20 protein-coding genes are annotated in these 22,338 nt (G+C 63.6%); 11 read left to right on the plus strand and 9 right to left on the minus strand.

Annotation, left to right across the window (positions count from 1 at the left end; translation table 11 throughout):
* The first annotated feature begins 9 nt into the window (after positions 1-9).
* The 3 genes from A3AU_RS0123575 to A3AU_RS0123585 are packed head-to-tail and all read left to right on the plus strand — an operon-like array spanning position 10 to position 3,956.
* Positions 10-2,718 carry a spermidine synthase family protein gene (locus A3AU_RS0123575; RefSeq protein WP_027055077.1) on the plus strand — a complete coding sequence of 903 codons (2,709 nt, stop codon included), beginning with the start codon at positions 10-12 and terminating at the stop codon, positions 2,716-2,718.
* Positions 2,718-3,653: a hypothetical protein gene (locus tag A3AU_RS0123580; protein ID WP_027055078.1), complete on the plus strand. Its 936-nt coding sequence runs from the start codon at positions 2,718-2,720 to the stop codon at positions 3,651-3,653. Before A3AU_RS0123575 ends, A3AU_RS0123580 begins: the two co-directional genes overlap by 1 nt.
* A 24-nt stretch (positions 3,654-3,677) precedes the next feature.
* The gene (locus tag A3AU_RS0123585; RefSeq protein ID WP_027055079.1) at positions 3,678-3,956 is read left to right on the plus strand and encodes a hypothetical protein; all 279 of its coding nucleotides are present in this window, start codon (positions 3,678-3,680) and stop codon (positions 3,954-3,956) included.
* Between the two features lie 28 nt (positions 3,957-3,984).
* Here the strand turns inward: A3AU_RS0123585 and A3AU_RS01000000135915 are convergent, their stop codons facing one another.
* Positions 3,985-4,914, minus strand: coding sequence for a LysR substrate-binding domain-containing protein (locus A3AU_RS01000000135915; RefSeq protein WP_081709640.1), 930 nt, complete (start codon positions 4,912-4,914; stop codon positions 3,985-3,987).
* Between the two features lie 99 nt (positions 4,915-5,013).
* Here A3AU_RS01000000135915 and A3AU_RS0123595 point away from each other — a divergent pair, with 99 nt between their 5' ends.
* Positions 5,014-6,219 carry a clavaminate synthase family protein gene (locus A3AU_RS0123595; protein ID WP_027055080.1) on the plus strand — a complete coding sequence of 402 codons (1,206 nt, stop codon included), beginning with the start codon at positions 5,014-5,016 and terminating at the stop codon, positions 6,217-6,219.
* A 193-nt stretch (positions 6,220-6,412) separates the two neighbouring features.
* On the opposite strand, the gene A3AU_RS0123600 is transcribed toward A3AU_RS0123595, so the two are convergent.
* The gene (locus A3AU_RS0123600; protein ID WP_027055081.1) at positions 6,413-7,684 is read right to left on the minus strand and encodes a hypothetical protein; all 1,272 of its coding nucleotides are present in this window, start codon (positions 7,682-7,684) and stop codon (positions 6,413-6,415) included.
* A gap of 158 nt (positions 7,685-7,842) precedes the next feature.
* On the opposite strand from A3AU_RS0123600, the gene A3AU_RS0123605 reads away from it, so the two are divergent.
* Entirely contained in the window at positions 7,843-8,868 is a 1,026-nt protein-coding gene (locus A3AU_RS0123605) for a CapA family protein (RefSeq protein WP_027055082.1), read from the plus strand.
* A gap of 134 nt (positions 8,869-9,002) precedes the next feature.
* Entirely contained in the window at positions 9,003-9,977 is a 975-nt protein-coding gene (locus A3AU_RS0123610; RefSeq protein ID WP_027055083.1) for a DUF3137 domain-containing protein, read from the plus strand.
* A 16-nt stretch (positions 9,978-9,993) separates the two neighbouring features.
* On the opposite strand, the gene A3AU_RS0123615 is transcribed toward A3AU_RS0123610, so the two are convergent.
* On the minus strand, positions 9,994-10,488 hold the full coding sequence (locus tag A3AU_RS0123615) for a YegJ family protein (protein ID WP_027055084.1): 495 nt from the start codon (positions 10,486-10,488) through the stop codon (positions 9,994-9,996).
* Here A3AU_RS0123615 and A3AU_RS1000000139080 point away from each other — a divergent pair.
* The 4 genes from A3AU_RS1000000139080 to A3AU_RS0123630 all read left to right on the plus strand — a co-directional run bounded on the left by A3AU_RS1000000139080 (position 10,487) and on the right by A3AU_RS0123630 (position 13,707).
* Entirely contained in the window at positions 10,487-10,828 is a 342-nt protein-coding gene (locus tag A3AU_RS1000000139080; protein WP_154674648.1) for a hypothetical protein, read from the plus strand. The genes A3AU_RS0123615 and A3AU_RS1000000139080 overlap by 2 nt on opposite strands.
* Before the next feature lie 96 nt (positions 10,829-10,924).
* A complete protein-coding gene (locus A3AU_RS0123620; RefSeq protein ID WP_027055085.1) occupies positions 10,925-11,167 on the plus strand; it encodes a DUF1344 domain-containing protein in 243 nt (80 codons plus the stop codon).
* Between the two features lie 202 nt (positions 11,168-11,369).
* Entirely contained in the window at positions 11,370-12,992 is a 1,623-nt protein-coding gene (locus tag A3AU_RS0123625; RefSeq protein WP_027055086.1) for an FAD-binding oxidoreductase, read from the plus strand.
* A gap of 91 nt (positions 12,993-13,083) precedes the next feature.
* Positions 13,084-13,707 (plus strand): hypothetical protein, encoded by a 624-nt coding sequence (locus A3AU_RS0123630; RefSeq protein ID WP_027055087.1) that lies wholly within the window; start codon positions 13,084-13,086, stop codon positions 13,705-13,707.
* 415 nt (positions 13,708-14,122) lie between these two features.
* On the opposite strand, the gene A3AU_RS0123635 is transcribed toward A3AU_RS0123630, so the two are convergent.
* The 3 genes from A3AU_RS0123635 to A3AU_RS0123645 all read right to left on the minus strand — a co-directional run bounded on the left by A3AU_RS0123635 (position 14,123) and on the right by A3AU_RS0123645 (position 16,363).
* A complete protein-coding gene (locus tag A3AU_RS0123635) occupies positions 14,123-14,644 on the minus strand; it encodes a hypothetical protein (RefSeq protein ID WP_027055088.1) in 522 nt (173 codons plus the stop codon).
* A 147-nt stretch (positions 14,645-14,791) separates the two neighbouring features.
* Entirely contained in the window at positions 14,792-15,922 is a 1,131-nt protein-coding gene (locus A3AU_RS0123640; RefSeq protein ID WP_027055089.1) for a hypothetical protein, read from the minus strand.
* A gap of 6 nt (positions 15,923-15,928) precedes the next feature.
* Positions 15,929-16,363 carry a hypothetical protein gene (locus A3AU_RS0123645; RefSeq protein ID WP_027055090.1) on the minus strand — a complete coding sequence of 145 codons (435 nt, stop codon included), beginning with the start codon at positions 16,361-16,363 and terminating at the stop codon, positions 15,929-15,931.
* Positions 16,364-17,235: 872 nt separating this feature from the next.
* Here A3AU_RS0123645 and A3AU_RS0123650 point away from each other — a divergent pair.
* On the plus strand, positions 17,236-18,174 hold the full coding sequence (locus A3AU_RS0123650) for a diacylglycerol/lipid kinase family protein (RefSeq protein WP_027055091.1): 939 nt from the start codon (positions 17,236-17,238) through the stop codon (positions 18,172-18,174).
* Between the two features lie 336 nt (positions 18,175-18,510).
* On the opposite strand, the gene A3AU_RS0123655 is transcribed toward A3AU_RS0123650, so the two are convergent.
* The 3 genes from A3AU_RS0123655 to A3AU_RS0123665 are packed head-to-tail and all read right to left on the minus strand — an operon-like array spanning position 18,511 to position 22,252.
* Positions 18,511-19,428 carry an NAD(P)-dependent oxidoreductase gene (locus tag A3AU_RS0123655; protein WP_027055092.1) on the minus strand — a complete coding sequence of 306 codons (918 nt, stop codon included), beginning with the start codon at positions 19,426-19,428 and terminating at the stop codon, positions 18,511-18,513.
* The gene (locus A3AU_RS0123660) at positions 19,425-20,639 is read right to left on the minus strand and encodes a mandelate racemase/muconate lactonizing enzyme family protein (RefSeq protein ID WP_027055093.1); all 1,215 of its coding nucleotides are present in this window, start codon (positions 20,637-20,639) and stop codon (positions 19,425-19,427) included. Before A3AU_RS0123660 ends, A3AU_RS0123655 begins: the two co-directional genes overlap by 4 nt.
* Positions 20,636-22,252 (minus strand): GMC family oxidoreductase, encoded by a 1,617-nt coding sequence (locus tag A3AU_RS0123665; protein WP_027055094.1) that lies wholly within the window; start codon positions 22,250-22,252, stop codon positions 20,636-20,638. The genes A3AU_RS0123660 and A3AU_RS0123665 overlap by 4 nt, the downstream gene beginning before the upstream one ends.
* Between the last annotated feature and the right edge of the window lie 86 nt (positions 22,253-22,338).

Below are 22,338 nucleotides of genomic sequence, written 5' to 3' on the forward strand. Positions count from 1 at the left end.
GGGGGCTGAATGACGGCTGTCGTATCGACCTCTCGACCGGGCATCGCCTCGCTGGAGGCGCCACGGCTCGCGCATTACCTGGCGGTCGGGCTGATCGCCGGCGCCATCATCGCGCTGCAGATCGCGGTCATGCGGGTGTTCGCCGTCGGCAGCTGGTCGCATTTCGGTTCGCTGGTGGTCAGCCTCGCCATGCTCGGCTTCTCGCTGTCCAGCGTCGTCATCTTCGCCGGCAAGGGCTGGTTCGACCGCCATTGGCAAGCTGCCGCCACCGCGGCCCTGCTGCTGATCGGCCCGCTTGCCGTCGGATCCAACCTGGTTGCCCAGACGGTGCCGTTCAACGCCATCTTCCTGGTTTCCGACCCCGCGCAGAAATGGCGGCTGCTCGCCAATTTCCTGCTCTATCTCCTGCCGTTCCTGGCCGGCGCGTTCTTTCTCGGCATCGTCTTCCTGAAAAGCCGCACCGCCTTCGGCCGCGTCTATTTCGCCGACCTCACCGGTTCGGGGCTCGCCGGCCTCGTCGTGCTGGTGTCGCTGTATCTGTTCGCGCCGGAAGCCATCATCGTCGTGCCGCTGCTGCTTTGGGCCGCCGGCTCGCTGCTCTGGTTCCTTGCTTTCGGCGCCTGGAAGAGCGTTGTCGCCGTCGTCGTCGTCGCGGCGCTGTCGATATCAGGCTACCTCATGCTGCCCAGCCTGCTCGGCATCCCCGACATTGCCGTGTCGCAATACAAGGGCGTCGCGTATGCCCGCAACTTCCCGGACGGCAAGCGCATCTATCGCAGCGTCTCGCCCTTCGGCGACCTGCAGGTCTATGCCAGTTCCTACATGCATTTCGCGCCTGGCCTGAGCGACAATGCCGCCTTCGGCATGCCCGAGGTTCCGGCCAACACTTATGTCGGCATGTATCGCGACGGTGATGGGCCGGAAGGCATCATGCGCAACCTGGCGCCGGCCGAGCAGGTTTATTTCCGCTATCTGCCGATGCACTATCCCTATGTCATCAAGGAGAAGCCCAAGACATTCGTCGTGCAGTTCGGCGGCGGCATCTCCACGCAGGCCGCGCTCAATGCAGGTTCGACCTCGGTGACCGTCGCCGAGAGCAATCCGATGACGTTGCGGGCGTTCCGCGATCCGATCCTCAGGGATGTCACCGGCGATATATTGGCGGAGCCGCGGCTCAAGGTGATCGACTATGACGGCCGCCTGTTCCTCGCCAACACGGCGGAGCGCTACGACGTCATCGACCTCAGCCTTGCCGACAGCGTCGGCCTGTCCAATCCGGGCGGCTTCGCCATCTCGGAGAAATACGCCTACACGCGCGAAGCGATGCTGAGCTACATGCACGCGCTCGCCGATGGCGGCGTGCTGTCGGTGACCCTTTGGAACAAGGAAGAGCCACCGAAATCGGTGCTGAAGCTCTATTCGACCATTGCCGAGGCGGCGAAGGCGTTCGACAGCCAAGGTGCCGCCAACGATATCTTCGCGGTGTCCAGCTACCTTTCGACCACGACGGTGCTGTTCAAGCGCGGCGGCTTCACCGATGCCGAAATCAAGACCTTGCGCGACTACACCAAGTCGATGTCGTGGGAAGAGGTCTATTATCCCGGAATGGCTTATGACGGCACGGGCGCCCAAAAGGTGCTCGATGATTACCGTGCCTCGATCTTCGGCAGCGGACAGGATGCGACGCTGACGCAGCAACCGGCCGCCGATGCGACCGCCCCGGCCGATCCGACTGCGCCTGCAAATCGCGATTGCGACCCGACAGCGCCAGCCGATCCGACGCTCGATGCCTGTGCGGACGCCGGCAGCGATGCCGGCCCGCAAGTGCTGCCGGCGACGGCGCTGCAACGCATGACGTGGCACGCGCTTCTGACCGGCGGCTGGGAAAAGCTTGCCAGCAATTATGTCTTCGACGCGCGGGCGCTCAGCAACGACCAGCCCTATTTCGCCGCCTATGTGAAGGTCGCCGACCTGCCGCGCACGCTCGACCGCCTCGACCTGTTCCAGGACGATTGGGGTTATCTCTTGATCTGGGCGACGCTCGGCATTGCCTGCATCACGGCCGCCTCGCTGGTGCTGCTGCCGGTCCTGTTCGGCTGGCGCATCGTGTTCTCGCGCTCGCGCGGCAAGCTCGGCACCATCCTCTATTTCGCCTGTCTCGGCCTCGGCTACATCATGGTCGAGGTCGGGTTGATCAGCCGCTTCACCGTGGCGCTGGCCAATCCGACTGTGTCTGCCTCGGTGTTGATCTCCTCGATGCTGGTGTTTTCGGGGCTGGGCAGCCTGTTTGCCGAACGCATCTTCGACCGCGCCAGGACACTGCTGCCTATCGTGCTGCTGGCGGTCTGTGTGCTGCTTTTGGCCTATGGCTTCTATCTGTCGCCGGTGCTCGACTGGATCGGCGCCTATCCCTATGCGGTGCGGCTGCTGCTCTGCTTCCTGCTGGTGTCGCCGCCGGCCTTCCTGATGGGCATGCCGATGGCCACCGCCATGACCTGGCTGGCGCGGCTCGGCAAGGAGCATCTGTTTGTCTGGGCCTGGGGCATCAATGGCTGTTTCTCTGTCATCGGCTCGGCCGCCGTGCCGATCGTCGCCACCAGTTTCGGGTTGAGCGCCGTGCTGCAATGGTCGGCGATAGCGTATCTCATCGCCATCCCGGCGTTCTTCGCCGTGCTGCTGCCGTCTAAGGCGCCGGCTGTGCGGCTGGTGGCTGCCTGATGCCCGACCGGCGCGCCATCGTCGCCGGATTGCTGGCCACGGCGGCCTTTCCGGTGGCGAGCCAGGGGGCGCGCTTGCGCAAGGCCATGTCGACTATCGTGCCGTTCAAGGCGTCGCCCTTTCCCTACCGGGACAAGCTGCCCGATGGCTCGGCGCCGTTTCTCGACGTCACGGCGGCGGATGGCAGGCGCGGCCATACCTCGCCGCGCGGCGGCATCTATTGGGAAGACGAGACCTATTCCGATCGCTCGACGCTGCTGGCCGTGCCGAAAGGGTTCGATCCGGCCAAACCGGTTGTCATCGTGGTTTTCTTCCACGGCAATGGCGCCACCTTGCAGCGCGACGTGGTCGGCCGCCAGCGTGTCGTCGCGCAGGTAGAGGCATCGGGCCTCAACGCCGCGCTGGTGGCGCCGCAGTTCGCCAGCAATGCGCAGGATTCCAGCGCTGGCAATTTCTGGACTCCGGGTTTTTTCGCGAAATTCATGGCCGAAGCGGCGCAAGGCCTGGCCAGGCTGACCGGCGCCAAGGCGGCAAAATTCGACGCCATGCCGGTGGTGCTGGTCGCCTATAGCGGCGGCTACAATCCGGCGGCTTTCGTGCTCAGGAATGGCGACATCGATGGCCGCCTGCTTGGCGTCATCCTGCTCGACGCCGTCTTTGATGACTCAGACGTCTTCGCCAACTGGATCGCGCGGCACCGGAAGAGTTTCTTCGTCAGCGCCTATGGCAAGGCGTCGGCCTCAGGCAACGCCGAGATCAGGCAGTTGCTGACGGGGCAGGGCATCGTGCCCAGCTCGGATCCACCACGCCGCCTCGACGCCGGCACCATCGCCTTGCTTGCGTCCGATGCCGCCCACGACAGCTTCGTAACCCGCGCCTTCGTCGGCAATCCGCTGCAGTGGTTGCTCGCAAGGCTGCACGGGTTCCAGCGCTAGATTTAGAGGTTTCAGTTCCCGGCCATGCTTTTGACCGCCATCGTCATTGCCCAGATATTGGACCCGCTTAGGATACTGCTGGTCGGGATCGCCTATTTCCTCAGCCGAGTGGCCAAGCGGCCAAACGTCGGCTGGCTTGGGTTGATGGTGGCGATTGTCGTCATCGCCGCCGGGTTTCCGTTTTTGGTCTTTGGCCAGTCCGGCGACATCGCCTGGACGACCGCTGCGATCGGCGTGATCTCGAACGCGCTCATTGCTGGCGCATTGGCCGCGCTTCTGCGGATACAGCGGCTGTTTTTCTAAAGCGCGCCGGGCGACATGGATCGGAGTTTCATCGCGGCAGGGCGCCATCAATGCCGTTGTCGGCCGCCGCCAGGAGTGCCGCCGCGACCGCGGCGGCGTGGCCCGCCTTCGGGCCGTGTTCGGGCCAGACGATACGGCGCTTGATGGTCAGGGCCGGGACGTCGCGCGCGATCTCGACGAGATGGCCCGCGTCAAGATGGCGGCGCAATACGAGTTCGCTGGCCAGCAAGGCGCCCATGCCGGCGATCGCCGCCTGTGCCGCGACGATGGTCAATCCGAAGCGCGGACCTTGGTCGATGTCCTTCCTTTGCCGCGTTGCCGCACTGAACCAGTCCCGCCAGTTGGGATAGACATCGTCGCCCATCATAGGGTCGATGTGCAGCAGCGGCATCCGGTCCAGGACTTCGGCCCTGTCCGGCCCGGCATGACCCTCGACCAGCGCCGGCGCGCAGGCTGGAATGACCCGTTCGGTGAACAGGTCGAGCGCCGCAATATCAGGTGTCGATCCCTTGCGGTAGCTGATCGCCAGGTCGACGCCTTCCTGCGCCATGGCGCCGAGCGCGACGGAAGCGACGATGCGGACCTCGAGCCGCCGCAGAGCGGGCCGCACCCTGTCGAGCCGGGGTGCCAGCCAAAGCGACGCGAAGGAAGGATCGGCCGAAATGGTGAAGGTCTCGGCCTGGCGCGCGAAGCGCAGCCGGCGCATGCCGGAGGCAAGCGCGTCGAAGCCGCGGTCGATGTCGGGCAAGGCGGCCTCGGCGGCGCGGGTCAGCACGATGCCATTGCCCTCGCGCCGGACGAGCTTGACGCCGAGCCGCTCCTCCAGCTGCCGGATCTGGTGGCCGATGGCGCCGGGCGTTGCCCCCAACTCCTCGGCGGCGCGCGTCAGGCTGCCGGCCCTGGCGGCAGCCACCAGCGCCCGCAAACCCGACAGCGGTAAATCCCTCAACGTCGTCATGTTTTGAATTTACCTCAAAACCTGGAGAAGGGAACTCGTTTGAGCGCGGGATTTTCCTTGCCTAGGTTGGTCGAGGAATTCAACCGCAGGGGACACCAGATGCTCGACACGCCAAAGCAAGCAAGCCAGCAAAGACAGGATGTCGCGCCAATCCGCGCGATGCGCGCGGAGGGTGCACGTATTGCCGTCGAACTGGCGGATGGCCGCTCGGCAAAACTCTCGACGCGCTGGCTGCGGCTGGCCTGCGAATGCGGTGAATGCGGCGACACCGTCTCGGGCAAGAGGTGGCTGACGCCGGCTGATGTCGACAAGGCGATCCATGCGGAAAGTTTTGACGTCTCCGTGTCCGGGCAGGTCACGGCCATCTGGCAGGACGGGCATGTGTCGCATTACGACGCGGCTTTCCTCGCCGGGCATGCCGGTGGCTCGGGTCCGGCCCGTTTCCGGCCGCAACTTTGGAACAACAACCTCACCGCACGGCTAGGTCGCTTCGCTTTCGGCGCGGTGGTGGCGGATGACGAAGCGCTGTTCCAGTCGCTCCGGGCGCTGCGGGATCACGGCATCGCCATGCTGACCGGCGTTCCGACCGAGACCGAGGCGACAGCGCAGGTCGCCGGCCGCTACGGGCCGATCCGCGAGACCAGCTACGGCAAGGTGTTCGATCTCATCTCGCGGCCGGATGCGCGGGTGGCGGGCGAGACGGCGCGGGCGCAGATCCCGCATACGGACGAGCCGTTTCGGTATTCGCCGCCGGGCTTCATCTTCTTCCACGCCATCCGTACGGGGGCGGGCAGCGGCGGCACCTCGCTGATGGTCGATGGTTTTCATGTCGCCGAGCGGATGCGGACGCACACGCCCGACCTGTTCGAGCTGTTGACGCGGCATGGCGTGACCTTCCACCGCGAGCATGAAGGGGAAGTGTTCTTCAGCGCCGAGGCGCATGTCATCAGCCTCGATGCGGCGGGCGCGGTCACCGGCATCCGCTACAATGACCGGTGCCTCGCGCCGCAATGGGCGCCCCTGGAGCGGATCGATGGCCTGATCGAGGCGCTGGCCGAACTGACGCGGCTGATCCGCGATCCACAGAACCAGTTCCAGCACCAGTTGCAGCCGGGCGAAGTGCTGGTCTTCGACAATCAGCGCGTCCTGCACGGCCGCAGCGCCTTCGATCCGACGCTGGCGGTGCGCCACCTTCGGAGTTGCAACATCGACCGCGACGGCGTGCACAGCGCGTTTCGGACGCTGGCCAGGCGGTTCGCGCCGGAGGAGGCGGAACAGGTGCTCTATCAGGGGGCGATTTTTTAGGGTGTATTGATATTCAGGTGATGCCGGTCTGCAAACGACGGCTTCCTGCGCTTCCCCGTTCTACTGCGTCGCAGTAGAACGGTGCTCACGTACCCAAAAGTACGCTCCGCTCCGGTTCTCGGAACCCATCGTTTTCGACTCGGCCTGACCTGAATCTCAACACACCTTGCGCACTGCTCAGTGCGATGGCGGCTCAGTTAAACCACAGCGCGAACGTCAAAAACCCGCCGCCGCCGAACTCGCGCTGGATCTGGTCGAAATCCTGGCTGTTCAGGATCTTACCGGTTTCCAGATAGGGCGCGATGCCGGGGCCAGTAATCGACAGGACCAGGTCGAAGGGCTTGGGTTCGTCGAAGAAGCGCTTCATGTTGATGCCCTTGCCGGTGATACGGAAATGCGGCAGCAGCACACGGCCTTCGAGCAGGTCCTCGGCCATGGTCAGAGTGGCTAGCCAGGCCTGTACCTGTTCCTCGCCGACTTCGAGGCCGGTGAGCGGGTTCTCGCCCTTCTGCTGCGGGCCGGGCAGCCATTCGCGGTCATTGTCGGTCTCGGCGCGGATCGCCTTCCAGTCCTCGCGCGACAGCCGGATCATTTCCAGGAGTTCCCGGCGCGCCGCCTTGCGGCGCTCAGGCTCGACCACCGGCCAGTTGATCATGTGCACCATCGAGATGAAATCGGCGATGCGCCATTCCGAGGAGAAGATGCTCGAGCCCATCTCGCTCGGCGGTGGCACGAGGATGTCCTGCAGCGGCAGCTTGGCGCGCGGGAACAGCATGTGGAAGGAGCCGTCGAAAGTGTTCCTGAAATCATGCGCCAGCCAGAAATCGGCCTGCGCCATCAGGAATTCGGCATAGCCCTGCAGCCAGTAGCCATCGGCGCGGTCGAAGCGGAAGGTCAGCGCTGGTGCGCTATCGCCTTGCGAGATACTGCCACGCGACAGCGCGGCCATGATCGCCGCCATGCTCTCATCCGGGGCGATGGTGCCGTCCTCGTTGAGGTCGATGCCGACATGGGTGAGGTCGATGACCATGCCGATATCGGCATTGGCCGGCACCGAGCCCAGCGTGGTGGCGGATTTCTCCAGCCGGTCGCGGAAGGCGACCAGTATGGCGCGGAACTCGTCATAGGTCAGTGGCTCGGGATTGGGGTTGGCCGGCACCGGCAACTGCATCAGCGGCAGCATGAAGGATTGCGGGCTTTCGAAACCGTGGCGGTGCAGGCCGCTGGCGAGCAACTCCAGTGCGGTGAAGAACTCGCCGGCGCCGGCGGCATAGGACGATGCCGGATCCTTGGGCGCGGCGGCCTCCAGCGTCGACAGGGCACTGTCGCGTGCGGCGACTGTCTTGGCCTCGAACAGCGCGGTCGCCGCTTCGGGCATGGCGGCGCTGGCGGAAGTTGCACTGGCGGAAGATGGGGGCACAAGCACGATGAAGGCGGATGCCAGCAGGCCAGCTATTCGTGTCATTCTTTCCCTCCCAGGTATTTGTCACCAGCGACCATACACCGATTTGCGCCTATTTGAGGCGTCGCGCCTTAGGTCTTGCTTTGTGCTTGTCGTTGCCACAAAACCGCTGCGCTTTTTGGGACGACGTGCATTAAACAGGGCAAACGATTGGGCATCGCGTGTCGAACTATCCGCTCTCCTACAAATTGTCCTGGCTGCCGCGTTTCCTGAAGCCGTCGCTTAGCGGGAACGCAAGCGGGTTTGCGCCAATCGCGGGGACGCTGATGGAGCCGCCGCCGAAGCGGACGGTGCGGCTTGCCTTCATCGGCGACATCTCGGCGGTGGCCAACAGCCATGCGCCGGATTGCGATCCGGCGATCCAGGCGCTGCTTGGTGGTGCCGATCTGGTGATCGGCAATTGCGAAAGCCCCGTCGTGGACAGGCCAAGTGCGGTGCTTGGCGCGAAGCTCGGCACACACCATGCAATGAGTGAGCGATTCCTGGCCGAAGCGCTCGCCGCGGCCGGTCTAGCGCGCGAAAAACTGGTGCTGTCGCTGGCCAACAACCATGCCCTCGACCAGGGCATCGCCGGTTTCGACGAGACGCTGGCGGCACTGAAGCGCCTTGGCATCGGCACCATCGGCCTTGCCTGCGATGGCCCGGTTCGGCCGGTCGAGGTCGGACCGCTGACTATCGGCTTCGCCGCCTTCACGCTATGGCGCAACGCGCATGAAGATCTGTTTACCGGGCGCGTGTCGATGGACAGCGACGCAGAGCAATGGCCGCGCCGCCTCGATCTTCTTTGCGCCGTGCCGCATTGGGACTGGGAGTTCCGGCACTTTCCGCGCGCCGGAACGCGGGCGCTGGCCAGGCGCCTGGCCGGGCAGGGCGTCGGCCTGATCGCCGGCCATCACGCTCATGTCGTGCAGCCGGTGGAGCGGATCGGCGATGCGGTCGTCGCCTATGGGCTCGGCGATTTCCTCGGCACCGCCCTTGCCCGGCAGCCATGGCCAGGGCGCATTGGCGGGATTTTCGTCGTCGATGTCAGCACGGATGCAGGGACGCGCGGTGCCGTTGCTGCTTACCGGTTGCACCCGTTCGTGCGGTTGCGGGACGGGGATCATGAGCGGCTGCTGCCGGTGGAAGGGTTGGCGGGGGCGATGAGGGGGAAGGTCGAGGGGCGGCTCGGCGCGATCTTTCGGTAGTGTTGCAGCCGAAGGGTGGGTTGTTTGCCAATCACCTAATTACGGCGCCGGCGTTATAAGGCAGGCGCCGTCTCGCTGCGTCACGGTCGATACATCGGATGAAACCAGCTATCATGAACTCGTCTTGCGGGGGGATGATGGTGGAAACAGCGGATTTCATGCCGAGCGAAACGGTCCTCGCCGGCATCCGCAGGGACATCGAGGCCTATGAGGCGGCGCGGGCTTTGGCGGTGCGGCAGGTGCGCTGGCGGGTGCCGCTGTTCGTCGGGCTGACCCTGGTCGTCGTGGCGCTGATCGCCTGGCTGTTCAACAAGGTCGCCGACCCCAACGAGCAATGGCTCTCGACGCCGCATGTGTTTCTCTATGTCCTCGGTTTCGCGGCTTCGATCCTGCTCTATTTCCAGGCCATGAAACCGGCGACACGGCTGCAGCAATCCTTCCGGGACACGCTGCTGCCGATCATCTTCGGCTTCATCCGCGACGTGCGATACCAGCATGGCGGCAGGCCGAATTCGTTCGACCGTCTGCCGCGCGAGGCGGTCGGGCCGTTCAACCGGCAAGCCTTCGACGATGTCGTTTCAGGCCGCTACGAAGACTTTCCGTTCGAGCTCTACGAAGCGGAACTGCGGGAAGGAACGGGCAAGGGCTCTTCGACGGCCTTCAAGGGCGTCATCGTCGCCTTCGAGGCGATCGATCCGTTCCCGGGCATCCTGGTGGCGACGCGGCGCACCAATGCGGTGGTCAGCTTCTTCCGCGGCATGTTCGCCAGCAGGATGCAGGAATTGTCGTCGGGCGAGCCGCTGCTCGATGCGGCCTACGAATTCCGCACCGACAATGTCGAGGCGGCGCGGCCGCTGGTGACGGGCCGGCTGGCGCAGGCGCTGAAATGGCTGGGCGAAACCTGGCCGGACGATCCGGCTCGCGTCGCGCTCAATGGCGGCGACGGTTTCCTGCTGTTGCCGCAGGCGAAGAATTTTTTCGAACTGCCCGAGATATCGGTGCCGCTCGACTACACCAGGCATGTCGCGCCGATGATCTCGGACATGGGCGCGATGCTGGCGACGGCGGCGCTGGTGCGCAAGATCGGCGCGAAGGACGGGGCGCGTTAGTCCGGCCGGCACACGATCAGCAGTCGAAGCCGTATTTACCGCGCATATAGTCGGCCTCTTCTTTCGGCATTCTCTTGAACATTACGCAGACGGTGAAGCTGCCGATCTGCCGCCCATCCCTGGTGTATCCCCAGTGGGAAATGTCGTCCCTGGTGAACTTTATGTTCTGGCCGAGGACGACGTTTTTCACCTCGTCTGGCTGGTTTGCCAATATGCCGACGAACCCTGTCTCGGTCCGGCGAAAGGGGATCACCCAGAAGTGCTCGGTGACGTTGCCGTCACGTACCTTGACCTTCAATTTGAATCTGTCCGCACCGGCGGGCGGGGCCTCGGCCAGGGACAGGAATTCATCAAGTCGGGCGAGAGCCTTCGCTGTCGCCATCTTCATCTCTGGATCGCCGGGAGTGAATATGACCGTCTTGTCGTCGCCGGGATCGGTACCTTGCGCGCCAGCCAGGCCGGAAAGAAGCGTCAGCATCAGGGATAAGATGGCCCGGACGGCGAGTTTCATGGAAGTCCCCCTTTATTCAACGACCCGACAATGCTGTATCCGTCTTGAGTTTGCAACCTTAACGGGAATTACGGATTCTTTTCAGGAGCTGTTCCTGCCGATCAACGACACAAAACTTGTGGCGGGGAAAAATAAGCGGGCGTTTCGTGATGCCGCAAGCGACGGATTGCGGCGGCCGCGTGATAGACGATGGCGGTTCGCCGCAATCCGTGCAAGTGACTCTTTTCACGCTGAAAAGGACCGTCCCTGGGGGGCGGATCAACTCGTCGAGGTCCTGCCGCGCAGACAATGTGTCAGAATTAAGCCTATGATTTCCTTTGCAAAAAGTCATCCAACGTGATTTGCGAAGAGCAAGACTTGCATTCCAATTTCGGGTCGTCCGGCTCCATCGTCTCGGTGGCTACCCGGAAAACCGAAACAACACGGAGTGCATCCGATGAAGAAGACCCTCGCAACCACCGCCGCTCTGCTCGCCTTCCTCGGCACCGCCTATGCCGCGTCCGTTCAGGGCACCATCCAGGCGGTCGATCCGACGACCAAGTCGATCACGCTCGATGACGGCAAGATCTACCAGCTGTCGCCGGATGCGAAGATCGGCAAGCTGAAGGTCGGCGCCAAGGTGGCGGTGACCGTCGATGACAAGACCGGCATGGTTACGTCCATCAAGAAAGCTTCGTAGCCACGAGCGTCATGCGTCGGCAGACCTGCCGACCGGACTTTCAGACCTTGCTCTAGTCTTGGCCGGTTCCTTTGGGGATCGGCCATTTTCATGCTCCTGATCACTCACCGCCAGGCGACCAGGGTGGCGGAACGCTGCCCCGACAGCCGCCTATGGTTTTTGCCAAAGAGCCGCGCTATCCCTTGGCTAACGGGGGATGTGCATGGCCGAGGAACAAAAAGGGTTCCGCCTGTCGCGGCGCCTGGTGCTCGGCGCGGCGGTGGTCGGCGGCGCGGTGCTGTGGGGCGAAACCACCATGGCGCGGCTGGCACGCGGGCCTTCGGGGCCGAAGAACGCCGGCCGCATCGCCGACATCGATGGCATTGCCCTGCCGCTCAAGCCTCTCGCCAGCCCGCCAGCTTTCGACCCTTTGCTGCCCTGGTCGGCCAAGGGCGGCGACATCAACGACGCCAGCGGCCTGTCGCGGACACCGGTCTATGGCGTGGTCGAGGTCAGCGAGGAGGACCACATCGCCAGGGCGCTGGCCTTCGCCCGCGCCAACGGGTTGAAAGTGTCGCTGGCCGCCATCCGCCATTCGATGGGCGGCCATGCCTTCGACGACAATGCGCTGGTGCTCGACCTCAAAAAATTCAACAAGGTCAGCGTCGATGCGGCGGCGAAGACCATGACGTTGCAGCCGGGCGCGCGCTGGCACGACATCCAGAACATGCTGCATCCGCGCTTCGCGGTGAAGGCGATGCAGTCGACCGACATCTTCTCGGTCGGCGGCTCGCTGTCGGTCAACGCACACGGCATGGACCACCAGGCGGGCTCGGTGGCGGGTTCGATCCGCTCGATGCGGGTGATGCTGGCTGATGGGTCGGTGACGACCTGCTCGCCAGCCGTAAACACCGAGCTGTTCCGTCATGTCGTCGGCGGCTACGGCCTGTTCGGCGTGGTGCTGGAGGCGACACTCGATATCGTCGACAACGCCGTCTACCGCACCTCGCGCGAAATCATCAAATCCGACGATTTTCCGAAATTCTTCGCCGAAGTGCTGGAGCCCAACAAGGATATCGGCCTGTTCTACGGCCATCTGTCGACGGCGCCGGGCAATTTCCTCGAGGACATGATCGTCTATCGCTACGACAAGGTGGCCGAGCAGCCGCCAGCCGATCAGCCCGCGATCGGCGAGCCGGAGGGCGTCGGCCTGAAGCGGGTGATCATGAACCTGGCGAAATGGGGCAGCGTCTTCCAGGAGCTGAAATGGTTCACCGAAAAGACGCTGGAGCCGAAATTCGAAAGCTGCACCGTGGCGCGCACGACGGCGATGGCGCAAGGCGAGGCCTGCCTCGTCACCCGCAACAACCCGATGCACGATTCGGTGCCATACCTGTTCAACGATTTGATGGACGAGACGGACATATTGCACGAATATTTTATTCCGCGCGCTGCGTATAATTCATTCATAGCCGAGGCCCGGGAGATCCTGCGCAATCAGTCCCTGCCGGTGCTCAACGCCTCGGTGCGCATCGTCCACAAGGAGGATGTGGCGCTGACCTATGCGCCGAAACCGGCTTATTCGCTGGTGCTCTACATCAACCAGCCGACCGAAGCCGGCGGCAATGCGAGGATGCGGGCGCTGACGCGGGCGTTGATCGATGTGACGATCAAACATGGCGGGCGCTTCTTCCTGCCGTACGAGCTGCATTATACGGCCAAGGAGCTGCTGGCCTCCTATCCCGAACTGCCTGCGTTCCTGGCGGCGAAACGGTGGTATGACCCGACGGAACTGTTTTCCTCGACGTTCTACCGTGCCATCAAGGCGCTCAGCGGGGTGGTGTAGGAAGCAGTTCCAGGAAAGTGTGAGGCGGTTGTCCGGGAAACCGCACAGCGCTTTCCCTATGGAACTGCTCAGGAATAGAGCAGGAGACTTCATGCGGATCGTATCAGCGGCGGCACTCACCTTCATCGCGCTGTGCGCTGGACCGGCCGGCGCCGAGGACCTCAAGGCTTTCAGGCTGACCATCGACGGGGTGGCGGTCGACATCGATCCCGGCGAGAGCGCCGACGTGACGCTGCCCGGGGGCAAGAAGAGCAAGGTGACGCTCGAACGCAATGATTTCGCCACCTTTTCAGGCGGCAGTTTCTCCTTCAACCATCCAAGCACCATTTCGGTGACCAAGACCGATCTTGGCGAAAACATCACGCAGTATCTGATGGCTTCGGCGCTTGGGACGATCGTCGTGGTGCAGGAATACGGCAAGCTGAACCCGGTGGCGCTCAACCAGATGATGCTGCAGGAGATGACCAAGGAATCGGTTCAGGCCGGCGCCGAACTGACGCAGCAGCCGACGACGCGCAAGCTTCCCGACGGCAAGGAACTGACCGGCATCCGCGCCGAGGTGAAGACGCGCACCGATACCGCTTATTTCGAGATCGTCGGCTACGGCCTCGCCGACCAGGGGCTGTTGTTCATCACGCGCGTCGGCAGCGAGGATCTGGGCACCGAACAGCCGCTGATCGACAAGTTCTGGGAGAGCCTGAAGGTCAAGATGTAGGGTCGAGGTGGTGTCTCAGTTTGGATTTCGGCTGTGGGTTGAAGCCGCCTCGATCCATTGACATATTCTCAAGAACGAATTGGTCAGCATTGGTGAGCTATGAAGCGAATCGCCAAACCGGACTCACAGATAGATGAGTAGCTCCCAAATGGAGAAATATGTCTGGGCCTCGATCTTATATTATGTCGTGGTTGCTGCATTTTGTTTATTAGCTATTTTTATCTCAATAAACGGGTTTGGAATTTTTTGGGGTCTGGTTGCACTGTTCGGGTGTTTGGCGGTGGTCATATCGCTCAACGCATGGCGACTGAGACGGCATCCGCGAAGCGTCTATCAAGTCGAATTGGCCAAACGGAGAGTGGGCGGCTGATCACCGCTGGATAGAACCGGCCAGCGGTCGAGACGCTGACGAAGCCTAAAGCCCCGTCGGCATCAGGCCGGCCAGCCAGTTCACGGAACGCTTTGCCGCGTCGGCGGTGGCCGAGGCGGCGCGGCCGAGATCGGTCTTGACCACGGCATAGCCGTTCTTCGTGCGGTAGAGCACGCCGGTTCCGCCATCGACCACCTGTTCATAGGCGACAGGGCGGGCGGCGTCCGCTTCGACGGCCGTCGTCGGCGAGCCGACCGGGACACTCGGCCGATGGCTCAGTTCCGGCGGCAGCGGGCTTTCCGTCCGAACGATCTTGCTGGCGGGCTTCAGGTCCGGGCGGGACGCGATCGCGGCCAGTTGCGAGGAGGTCGACGAGCCCTTGGTGCGGCAGATGCCGGACACCAGCGGATAGTCGAAATTGCGCTCGTGCAGGATCTGGCTTTTCATCGCGGCCTCGCACTCGGCGATGGTCGACCATTTGGCCGGCGTCTCGCCGATATATTCGCAGAGCTTGGCGTCGCAGTCGCAGCCGACAATGGTCATGGCGACAAGGGCGGTCTTGATCACGGGTCTCGTCCCTTCGAGATGCCCCCCGGCAGCCCATTCAGGTAATACTGCCTCATTCCATCGCGCGCGAACAAGGCTGGATTTGGCCGCGATTATGGAATGAGCGTGGCGAAGTCTCCGATCTCGGCCGTGCGTGGCCGAAAGGCCTCAATAATCGTAGACGTGTTCGAGCCTGGCGCCGGCCTTCATCAGCGACGGCAGCACCAGATGCAGCTTGCGCACGGCGACGACCATGCCGGTGCGGCGTGTCGAGGGATCGGCAGGCAGCGGATAGCTGAACAGGATGCGCATGCCTTCGGGAATGGCGATCGCGTCGGTCGACAGCATGGTGACCATGATCTCGTCATTGCCGCCGATCTCGACGAAGGAGACACCCTTGTCGATCAGCCGCGGGATCATGTCGGTGAAGACCTGGTAGCGCCTGGTGACGAAGATGGTGCCGTCGGCGCCGTAATCGCGCTCCAGCAAGGTGTCGGGCTCGTTGCGGGTGGCTTCGCCGACCGGACCCTTGGCCCAGACATGGACATCGAGGAAGGCCGGATCGGAGGTGGCGGCGAGGGCCTTCTTGATCAGGCCGGCATAGCCTTGCTTGATGGTGTCGGCGAGACCAAAGGCGAGCTTGCGTTCGCTGGTGCGGATGGAACTGTCGCCCGGCGCCGGTTGCACGGCAAACAGACCGGCGCGCTTCTCGGCATAGGGGAACTGGTACCACGGCACCTGGTCGAGGAAAGCAGCATAGTCCGCCGCCACCTTGGCCTGATAGATGTCGGCGGCGGTGCGCTTGGCCGATGTCGCCTCGGTGATGCGGCCGACCGTGTTCTCATAGGCCCACTGCAAGATATGCTCGATCGAGTGGCTGGTGCCGATGATGACCAGCATCTGGTGGTTGGCATAATTGAACTTGTAGGGAGAACTGGCGCGGATCACCGTCGCGTAGTCCTGCCAGAAGCGGCCGACATAGGACCAATAGGGAAAGCCGCTCGGCTGGTCCTTGGCGACGAAGCCTGCATATTCGCGCGCGGCGTAGACGATCGCCCATTCCGGATAGGTCAGGAAGGTCGATTCCTCCGGCCTTTGATAGCCGGGGATTTCGGCGCGCACCTTGTCCGCCAGTGCCTTGGGCGGCGCGCCGTCGGCAATGCCCGGCAGAGGCGTCTTGTCGAGCGATGGCGTGGTCAGGAAGCCGTAGCTCAGCCCGACGACCGGGATGAGGACGACGATGACGATCAGCCACACGATCGTCTTGATGAGGCGCTTTATCAAGCGGAACAGGAACATGGCCGGTCAGGCCGTGGCGAAGTGGTCGTATATGCGCTTCGACAGCCAGAAGCCGACATAGACGGCGAAGCCGCCAATGACGAGATGCGGCAGGTTGGCGAAGAAGCGGGTGGGGAACTCGATGTCGTTCAAGGAGCGGAAGCCGTTGATGAAGATGCCGGCATCGAGGCAGCCGGAGCCGGTGATCAGACCGAGCACGCCGTCGAACAGATAGACCGAGCCGAACAGCTTGAAATAGAACACCGCCTGGCGGTGCGAGATGAAGGCGGCGGCCAGCGCCCAAACGCCGGAGAAGGCGTGCAGCAGGTCGTCGTACCATTGCAACGAGAACAGGCCGAACAGATTGCCGTTGGCGTCGTTGAACGCCGGTATTTCGCCGATGGCTACGACGGCGAAGAACAGGAAAGCATAGGCAACGGCAAGCTTCTGGATCAGTGTCATGAAGTATCCCCCTTCAAGGGAGTCCATTCGCTAACGCTACTCTGCCGGTCGCCTGACGAGGTTTTCTGCACTTCCGATGCTCACGGACCTATGTCCGCTCCGCTTCGGTTCTCGAAACCCACGCCATGCGCCTCGGCAGAGCGCGTTATCAAACGGGCTCCGACACCTTCAAACGTTAGCTGATTTTGCCGCCGGTTGCAGCCCCGACGGAAGACACCATAAAAATGCGGGGAATAGGCCACAAAAGACAGTCGGCGCCGGGATTTCTCCCAGCGCCTCCCTGTCAGATCAGGACACGGTCGCGGCAGCAACTTCCGTAAAGTCGTCGCGCCATGCCGGCCTTGATTTTGACGGTCCTGCCAGTCACCACCCGAGGGCAGCGTCCGTTCGGGACCTCGCCGGTCTCAACCCTTGCGGGTTTTGCCCTGCGGCCATCGAAGGTTTTTGCCGTTCTTCATGGCAGCATCGGTCCGCCGTCGGCGTTGGCACGCTTTCCGCGGCCCCGTAGGTCTCGGCATCCACCCCTCGAACAGGCGAGCCTGCTCTCGATCTGGGCCGTACGGGCCTCAGGAAATCTGCCTTTCACTTCCGCCTTTCGGCTTGGCGATCGGTAGCCGCCTGAGATGGGTTGAACTTACGCCGGGTAAGGGATTTGGGGAATGGCCCCGGTCCTGTGGATAACGGGATTATCGGGGACCGTTTGCCAACGGCCCCGGAATTTCGGCGCCGACTGGCTTAGACAGCCTGCCCCCGCTTTTCGCGGCTCCGACCGACAGCACCCCTTGCTCCGCCGGCGGGGTCAGGTTTCAATGCCGTTAAAGAACTGGGCCGGCAAAGGGTCGCCTATGGCTCGGCGCCGGGGAGGGTGCGTGTTGAAAGTCGGGGTGGTTCTCAATCCGATTGCCGGTGGCGGCCGGCTGAAACGGCATTGGCCTGAAGTCGCTGTTTCGCTGAAGAAGCACTTCGGCGATTTCGAGTTGCGTGAGACGCAAGCCGAGGGCGATGCCGAACGGCTGGCGATCGACCTCGCGGCCAGTGGCTTCGACCTGGTGATCGCGGCCGGCGGCGACGGCACGGCGAGTGAAGTCGCCGATGGCCTGCTGCAGGCCTTCGAGGAGAGCGGCCGGATGACCGAACTTGGCCTGCTGCCATGCGGCACCGGCATCGATTTCGCGCGCGGGCTCGGCCTGCCGAAGGCGGTGGACGCGACCCTGGAGCGGATTGCCGGGGCGAAGGCAAGAGCCGTCGATGCCGGCCGCATCTGCTACATCGACGACCATGGCGCGCTGGCCAGCCGCCACTTCATCAACATTGCCAGCCTTGGCCTCTCGGGGGCGACGGACCGGGCCGTCAATGCCGACAAGCGCAAGGGCAAGATGTCGGCCAAGGCGCTGTTCCTGTGGCGCACCGTGGTCGAGTTCATCCGCTACCGCTTTCAGGATGTGCGCATCACCGTCGATGACGGCACGCCGGTCGAAGCGCGCATGGCGCTGGTGGCGGTGGCCAACGGCAAATTCTTCGGCGGCGGCATGATGATCGCGCCGGACGCCGAACTCACCGATGGAGAGTTCGACATCGTCATCCTGCGCGCGGCGGGCAAGCTGAAGCTGATCTGGGACATCCGCCTGCTTTATGGCGGCCGCCACCGCAACCATCCGGCGATCACCATCCTGCGTGGCCGAACAGTGGTGGTCGAACCGCTCGGCGACGTGGAAAAGAATGGCGCGCTGGTCGACATAGACGGCGAGTCGCCCGGACGCATACCGGCGACTTTCGAGATCCTGCCCGGTGCGCTGACGCTGAGGTACTGAGCCGTACCTCGTCACCCCAGGGCGGAGCGGCCGCGCAGCGGCGTCGCGGAGACCCTGGGATCCAGCCGCGACTCCGAAGCGGCGCGGCGCTGCAGAATTCTGCCTGTTGCATTCTTCGTCTGACATCACGGAATGGATCCTCGGGTCTGCGCGGTCGCTTCGCGTCCGCTCCGCCCGTGGATGACGAAGTGATTGGTGTTCCGGCCAATCGCCAGGGCATACGGTCCCGTCAGGCTCTACCAGACAAAACCAGTTACAGTTCCGATTCAAGTTCCTACGGCCTTGATTCTGAATGTTCGCCTACATTGTTGATTTTACTAATTAATTTTGTCGGCTTCAAATCTCCAGCTTGGCCGGGAAACCGGGCGCGCGCAGGTCGGTGCCAACGGCATCCTCAAGCAATTTGACGATCTGGGTCGACCAGGCGCCGCCGCCATAGGTTTCCTTGCCCTGCTCAAAAATTGCTTTGACGCCTGACGCCAGCTCGAGCGGCACGCCGAAATCCTTGCCCATGCCCAGCGCGAAGCCGAGGTCCTTCAGCGCCAGGTCCATGGTGAAGCCGATGTCGTAAGAACCGTTGAGGACGAGCTGGCTCTCGGTCTCGTGGACGAAGCTGTTGCCGGAGGAGGCAACGATGGCATGGTAGGATTGGGCGAGGTCGAGCCCGCCCTGCTTGGCCAGCATCAGCGCCTCGCCGGCGGCGACGAGATGGATGAAGGCCAGCATGTTGGTGATCACCTTGATGACCGCCGCCGAGCCGATCGGCCCCATCAGGAAGGAGCGCGCGCACATTGCCTCGATGGCCGGGCGATGGCGTTCGTAAAGCGCGGCATCACCGCCGACCAGCGCGGTGATTTTACCGACCGCCGCCAGATGCACGCCGCCGGTGACCGGGCATTCCAATGTCTCGACACCCTTGGCCGAGGCGAGCGCGGCGAGCCGCACGATCTCGTCGCGGCCGTTGGTCGACATCTCGATCCAGGTGCCGCCCTTGGGGAGGCCTTCGAGCAACCCGCCGGGTCCGGCCAGAACGACCTCGCTGACCTTGGGCGAGGGCAGGCAGGTTACGGCGTTGCCGGCGAGGGCGGCGGCCGCGGCCGGGCTGTCGGCTGATGTGGCGCCGAGCGCGACGAGGCGTTCGACCGCGGCCGGGTCGCGGTCGAAGACCGTCACGGCAAAACCGTTGCGGATCAGGCTGGCGGCAAGGTTGCCGCCGAGATGGCCGAGGCCGATGAAGGCGTAGCGTTCGCTCATGGCATCAGCGGCGTCTGCATCATCTGCAGATGCAAATCCTTGCCGGTGTAGGGATGCGCGTCGCAGACCGCTTCGTTGAGCTCGACGCCCAACCCTGGTTCCTTCGACGGGATGACATTGCCGTCCTGCCACTCGATCTTCTTCTTCAACAGCGTGGCGTGGAAACCGTCCCACTGCTTCAGCGATTCCAGGATGAGGAAGTTGGGCAGCGTCACCGCCAGCTGGATATTGGCGGCACCGACGATCGGCCCGCAATAGCAATGCGGGGCGACCTGGATGTGGTAGGCCTCGGCCATCGCGGCGATCTTCTTGGTTTCGAGAATGCCGCCGGAGCGGCCAAGGTCCGGCTGCAGGATGGTCGCGGCGCGGTTCTCGATGACGCGTGCGAATTCGGATTTGGTCGTCAGCCGCTCACCGGTGGCGATGGGGATCGAAGTCGCGCGGGCCACTTGCGCCATCACCTCTGGCATGTCGGGCGGCACCGGCTCCTCGAACCACAAGGGATCATAGGGCTCGATGGCGCGCGCCATGCGCAGCGCGCCCGAAGCGGTGAACTGGCCGTGCGTGCCGAACAATATGTCGGCGCGGGTGCCGACCGCCTCGCGGATCGCCTTGATCATGCGGGTGGAGATGTCGATGTCGAGCAGGCGCGGCTGATGGCCGTCGAAGGCGGTGTAGGGGCCGGCCGGGTCGAGCTTGACGGCATTGAAGCCCTGCTCGACATATTCGAGCGCGCAGGCCGCCGCCATTTCGGGGTCGTTGTAGACATTCCTGCCGTCCGGCGCGTCCTCGGAATGGACGCTGCCGGTGTGCGGGTAGAGGTAGGTGTAGGAGCGCAGCGTCTCGTGCACCTGGCCGCCGAGCAGCTTGTAGACCGGCTTGTTCGCTTCCTTGCCGACGATGTCCCAGCAGGCCATTTCGAGCGCCGAAAAACAGCCCATGCCGGAAACGTCGGGGCGCTGGGTGAAGCCTGACGAATATGCTCGGCGGAAGAAATTCTCGATGTCGTGCGGATCGCGGCCGACGAGATAGCGCTCGGCCATGTCCTCGACCATCTTGGCCGTGATGTGGGCGGAGAAGGTGGCGTTGTAGGCTTCGCCGTAACCGACGACACCGCCATCCGTGGTCAGCTTGACGAAGATGAAATACTTGCCGCCGATGCCGGGCGGCGGGTTGCCGACAACCCAGGTCTTGACGTCGGTGATCTTCATTTGTGGTCCTCCAGAACCAGTTCGGCGCCCTTCCACCCGGTCATGACCGAGGCGGCGTTGGTGTTGCCGGTGATGTTGTCGGGAAAGATCGAGGCGTCGATGACGCGCAAGCCTTCAATGCCATGCACTTTGAGGCGCGGATCGACGACGGCGCGCGCGGGGTCGGGACCCATGCGGCAGGTCGACACCGGGTGATAGACAGTGCCGGAGCGCTTCCTGAAATCGGTGATCAGGTCGGCGTCCGACTGGATCGACGGGCCGGGCAGGACCTCTTCCTTGATGATTTCCGCCATGGCAGGCATCGAGGCGATCTTGCGCACGAACTTCACCGCCGCCAGCATTTCCTCGACATCGGCGTTGGTCGAATAGGCGTTGGCGACGATTTTGGGGTAATCCAGCGGGTTGCTGGAGCGGATCATGATCTCGCCGCGGCTCGACGGGCGGCAGTTGGACAGGCCGATGGAAAAGCCCGGCCACGGGTCGGGCGTCAGGATCGGGCGTTCGCCGCTCTTCGGGATGACGGTGGAGAAGGCCTGGAAATAGAGCTGCATGTTGGGGCGCGAGAAGGCCGGGTCGGTGCGGAAGAAGCCGCCGCCATGGTTCATCGACAGCGACAGCGGCCCGGAGCGCGTCAGTATGTATTGCATGCCGACCAGGAGCTTGCCCCACCAGGGACGCAGGATCTGGTTCAGCGTCGGCACCTTGCCCTTGAAGGTGTAGTTGATGCCGACATGGTCCTGCAGATTGGCGCCGACATTTTCGTTTGCGTGCAAGATCGGAATGCCCAGGCCTTGCAAAAGTGCCGAGGGGCCGACTCCCGACAATTGCAGCAGCTGCGGCGAGTTGATCGAGCCTGCCGAAAGAATGATCTCGCGGCCGGCACGGACCGTCTTCGTCCGACCGTTCTGCAGATACTCGACGCCGACGGCACGCTTGCCTTCGAACAGGATTCTGCTCGCCAGCGCGTTGGTCTCGACGCGGACATTGCCGCGCCTCATCGCCGGGCGCAGGAAGGCGCGTGCCGCCGACATGCGGCGGCCGTTCTTGGTCGAAATCTGGTAGGTGCCGACGCCTTCCTGGGCGGCGCCGTTGAAATCGGGATTGAGCGGCAGGCCGGCCTGCTGGCCGGCGGCGAGATAGCGCCTGGTCAGGGGGTGGACGGCGTTCGTCGTTTCGCTGATGTGCAGGGGGCCGCCGGTGCCGCGCCATCTGTCGGCGCCGGCCTCATTGTCCTCGAGCGCCTTGAAGGCAGGCAGCAGATCGTCATAGCCCCAGCCGGGATTGCCGGCGTCGCGCCAGTCGTCGAAATCCTCGCGTGCGCCCCTGATCCAGACCATGGCGTTGATCGAGCTCGACCCGCCGAGCAGCTTGCCGCGCGGCCAGTGGTCGACATTGCCGCCAAGGCCGGGATCGGCTTCGGTCTTGTAGTTCCAGTTGACGGCCGGATCGAAGAAGGTCTTGCCGTAACCGAGCGGCATCTGCACGTAGAAGCGGCGGTCGCTTCCGCCCGCCTCAAGCACCAGCACCGAAAAGCGGCCCGAAGCCGACAGTTTGTCGGCGAGCACCGAGCCGGCCGAGCCGGAGCCGACGATAATGAAGTCATAGGTCTGCATGATGGGTCTGGGCGGTTCCTGAAATCCGGCCGCAGCCTAGACGCCACGGGTTCATCGCGTCGCCGGGCCTTCCGGCATCGGTTGTG

Source organism: Mesorhizobium erdmanii USDA 3471 (genome assembly GCF_000472705.1).
GTDB lineage: Bacteria > Pseudomonadota > Alphaproteobacteria > Rhizobiales > Rhizobiaceae > Mesorhizobium > Mesorhizobium erdmanii.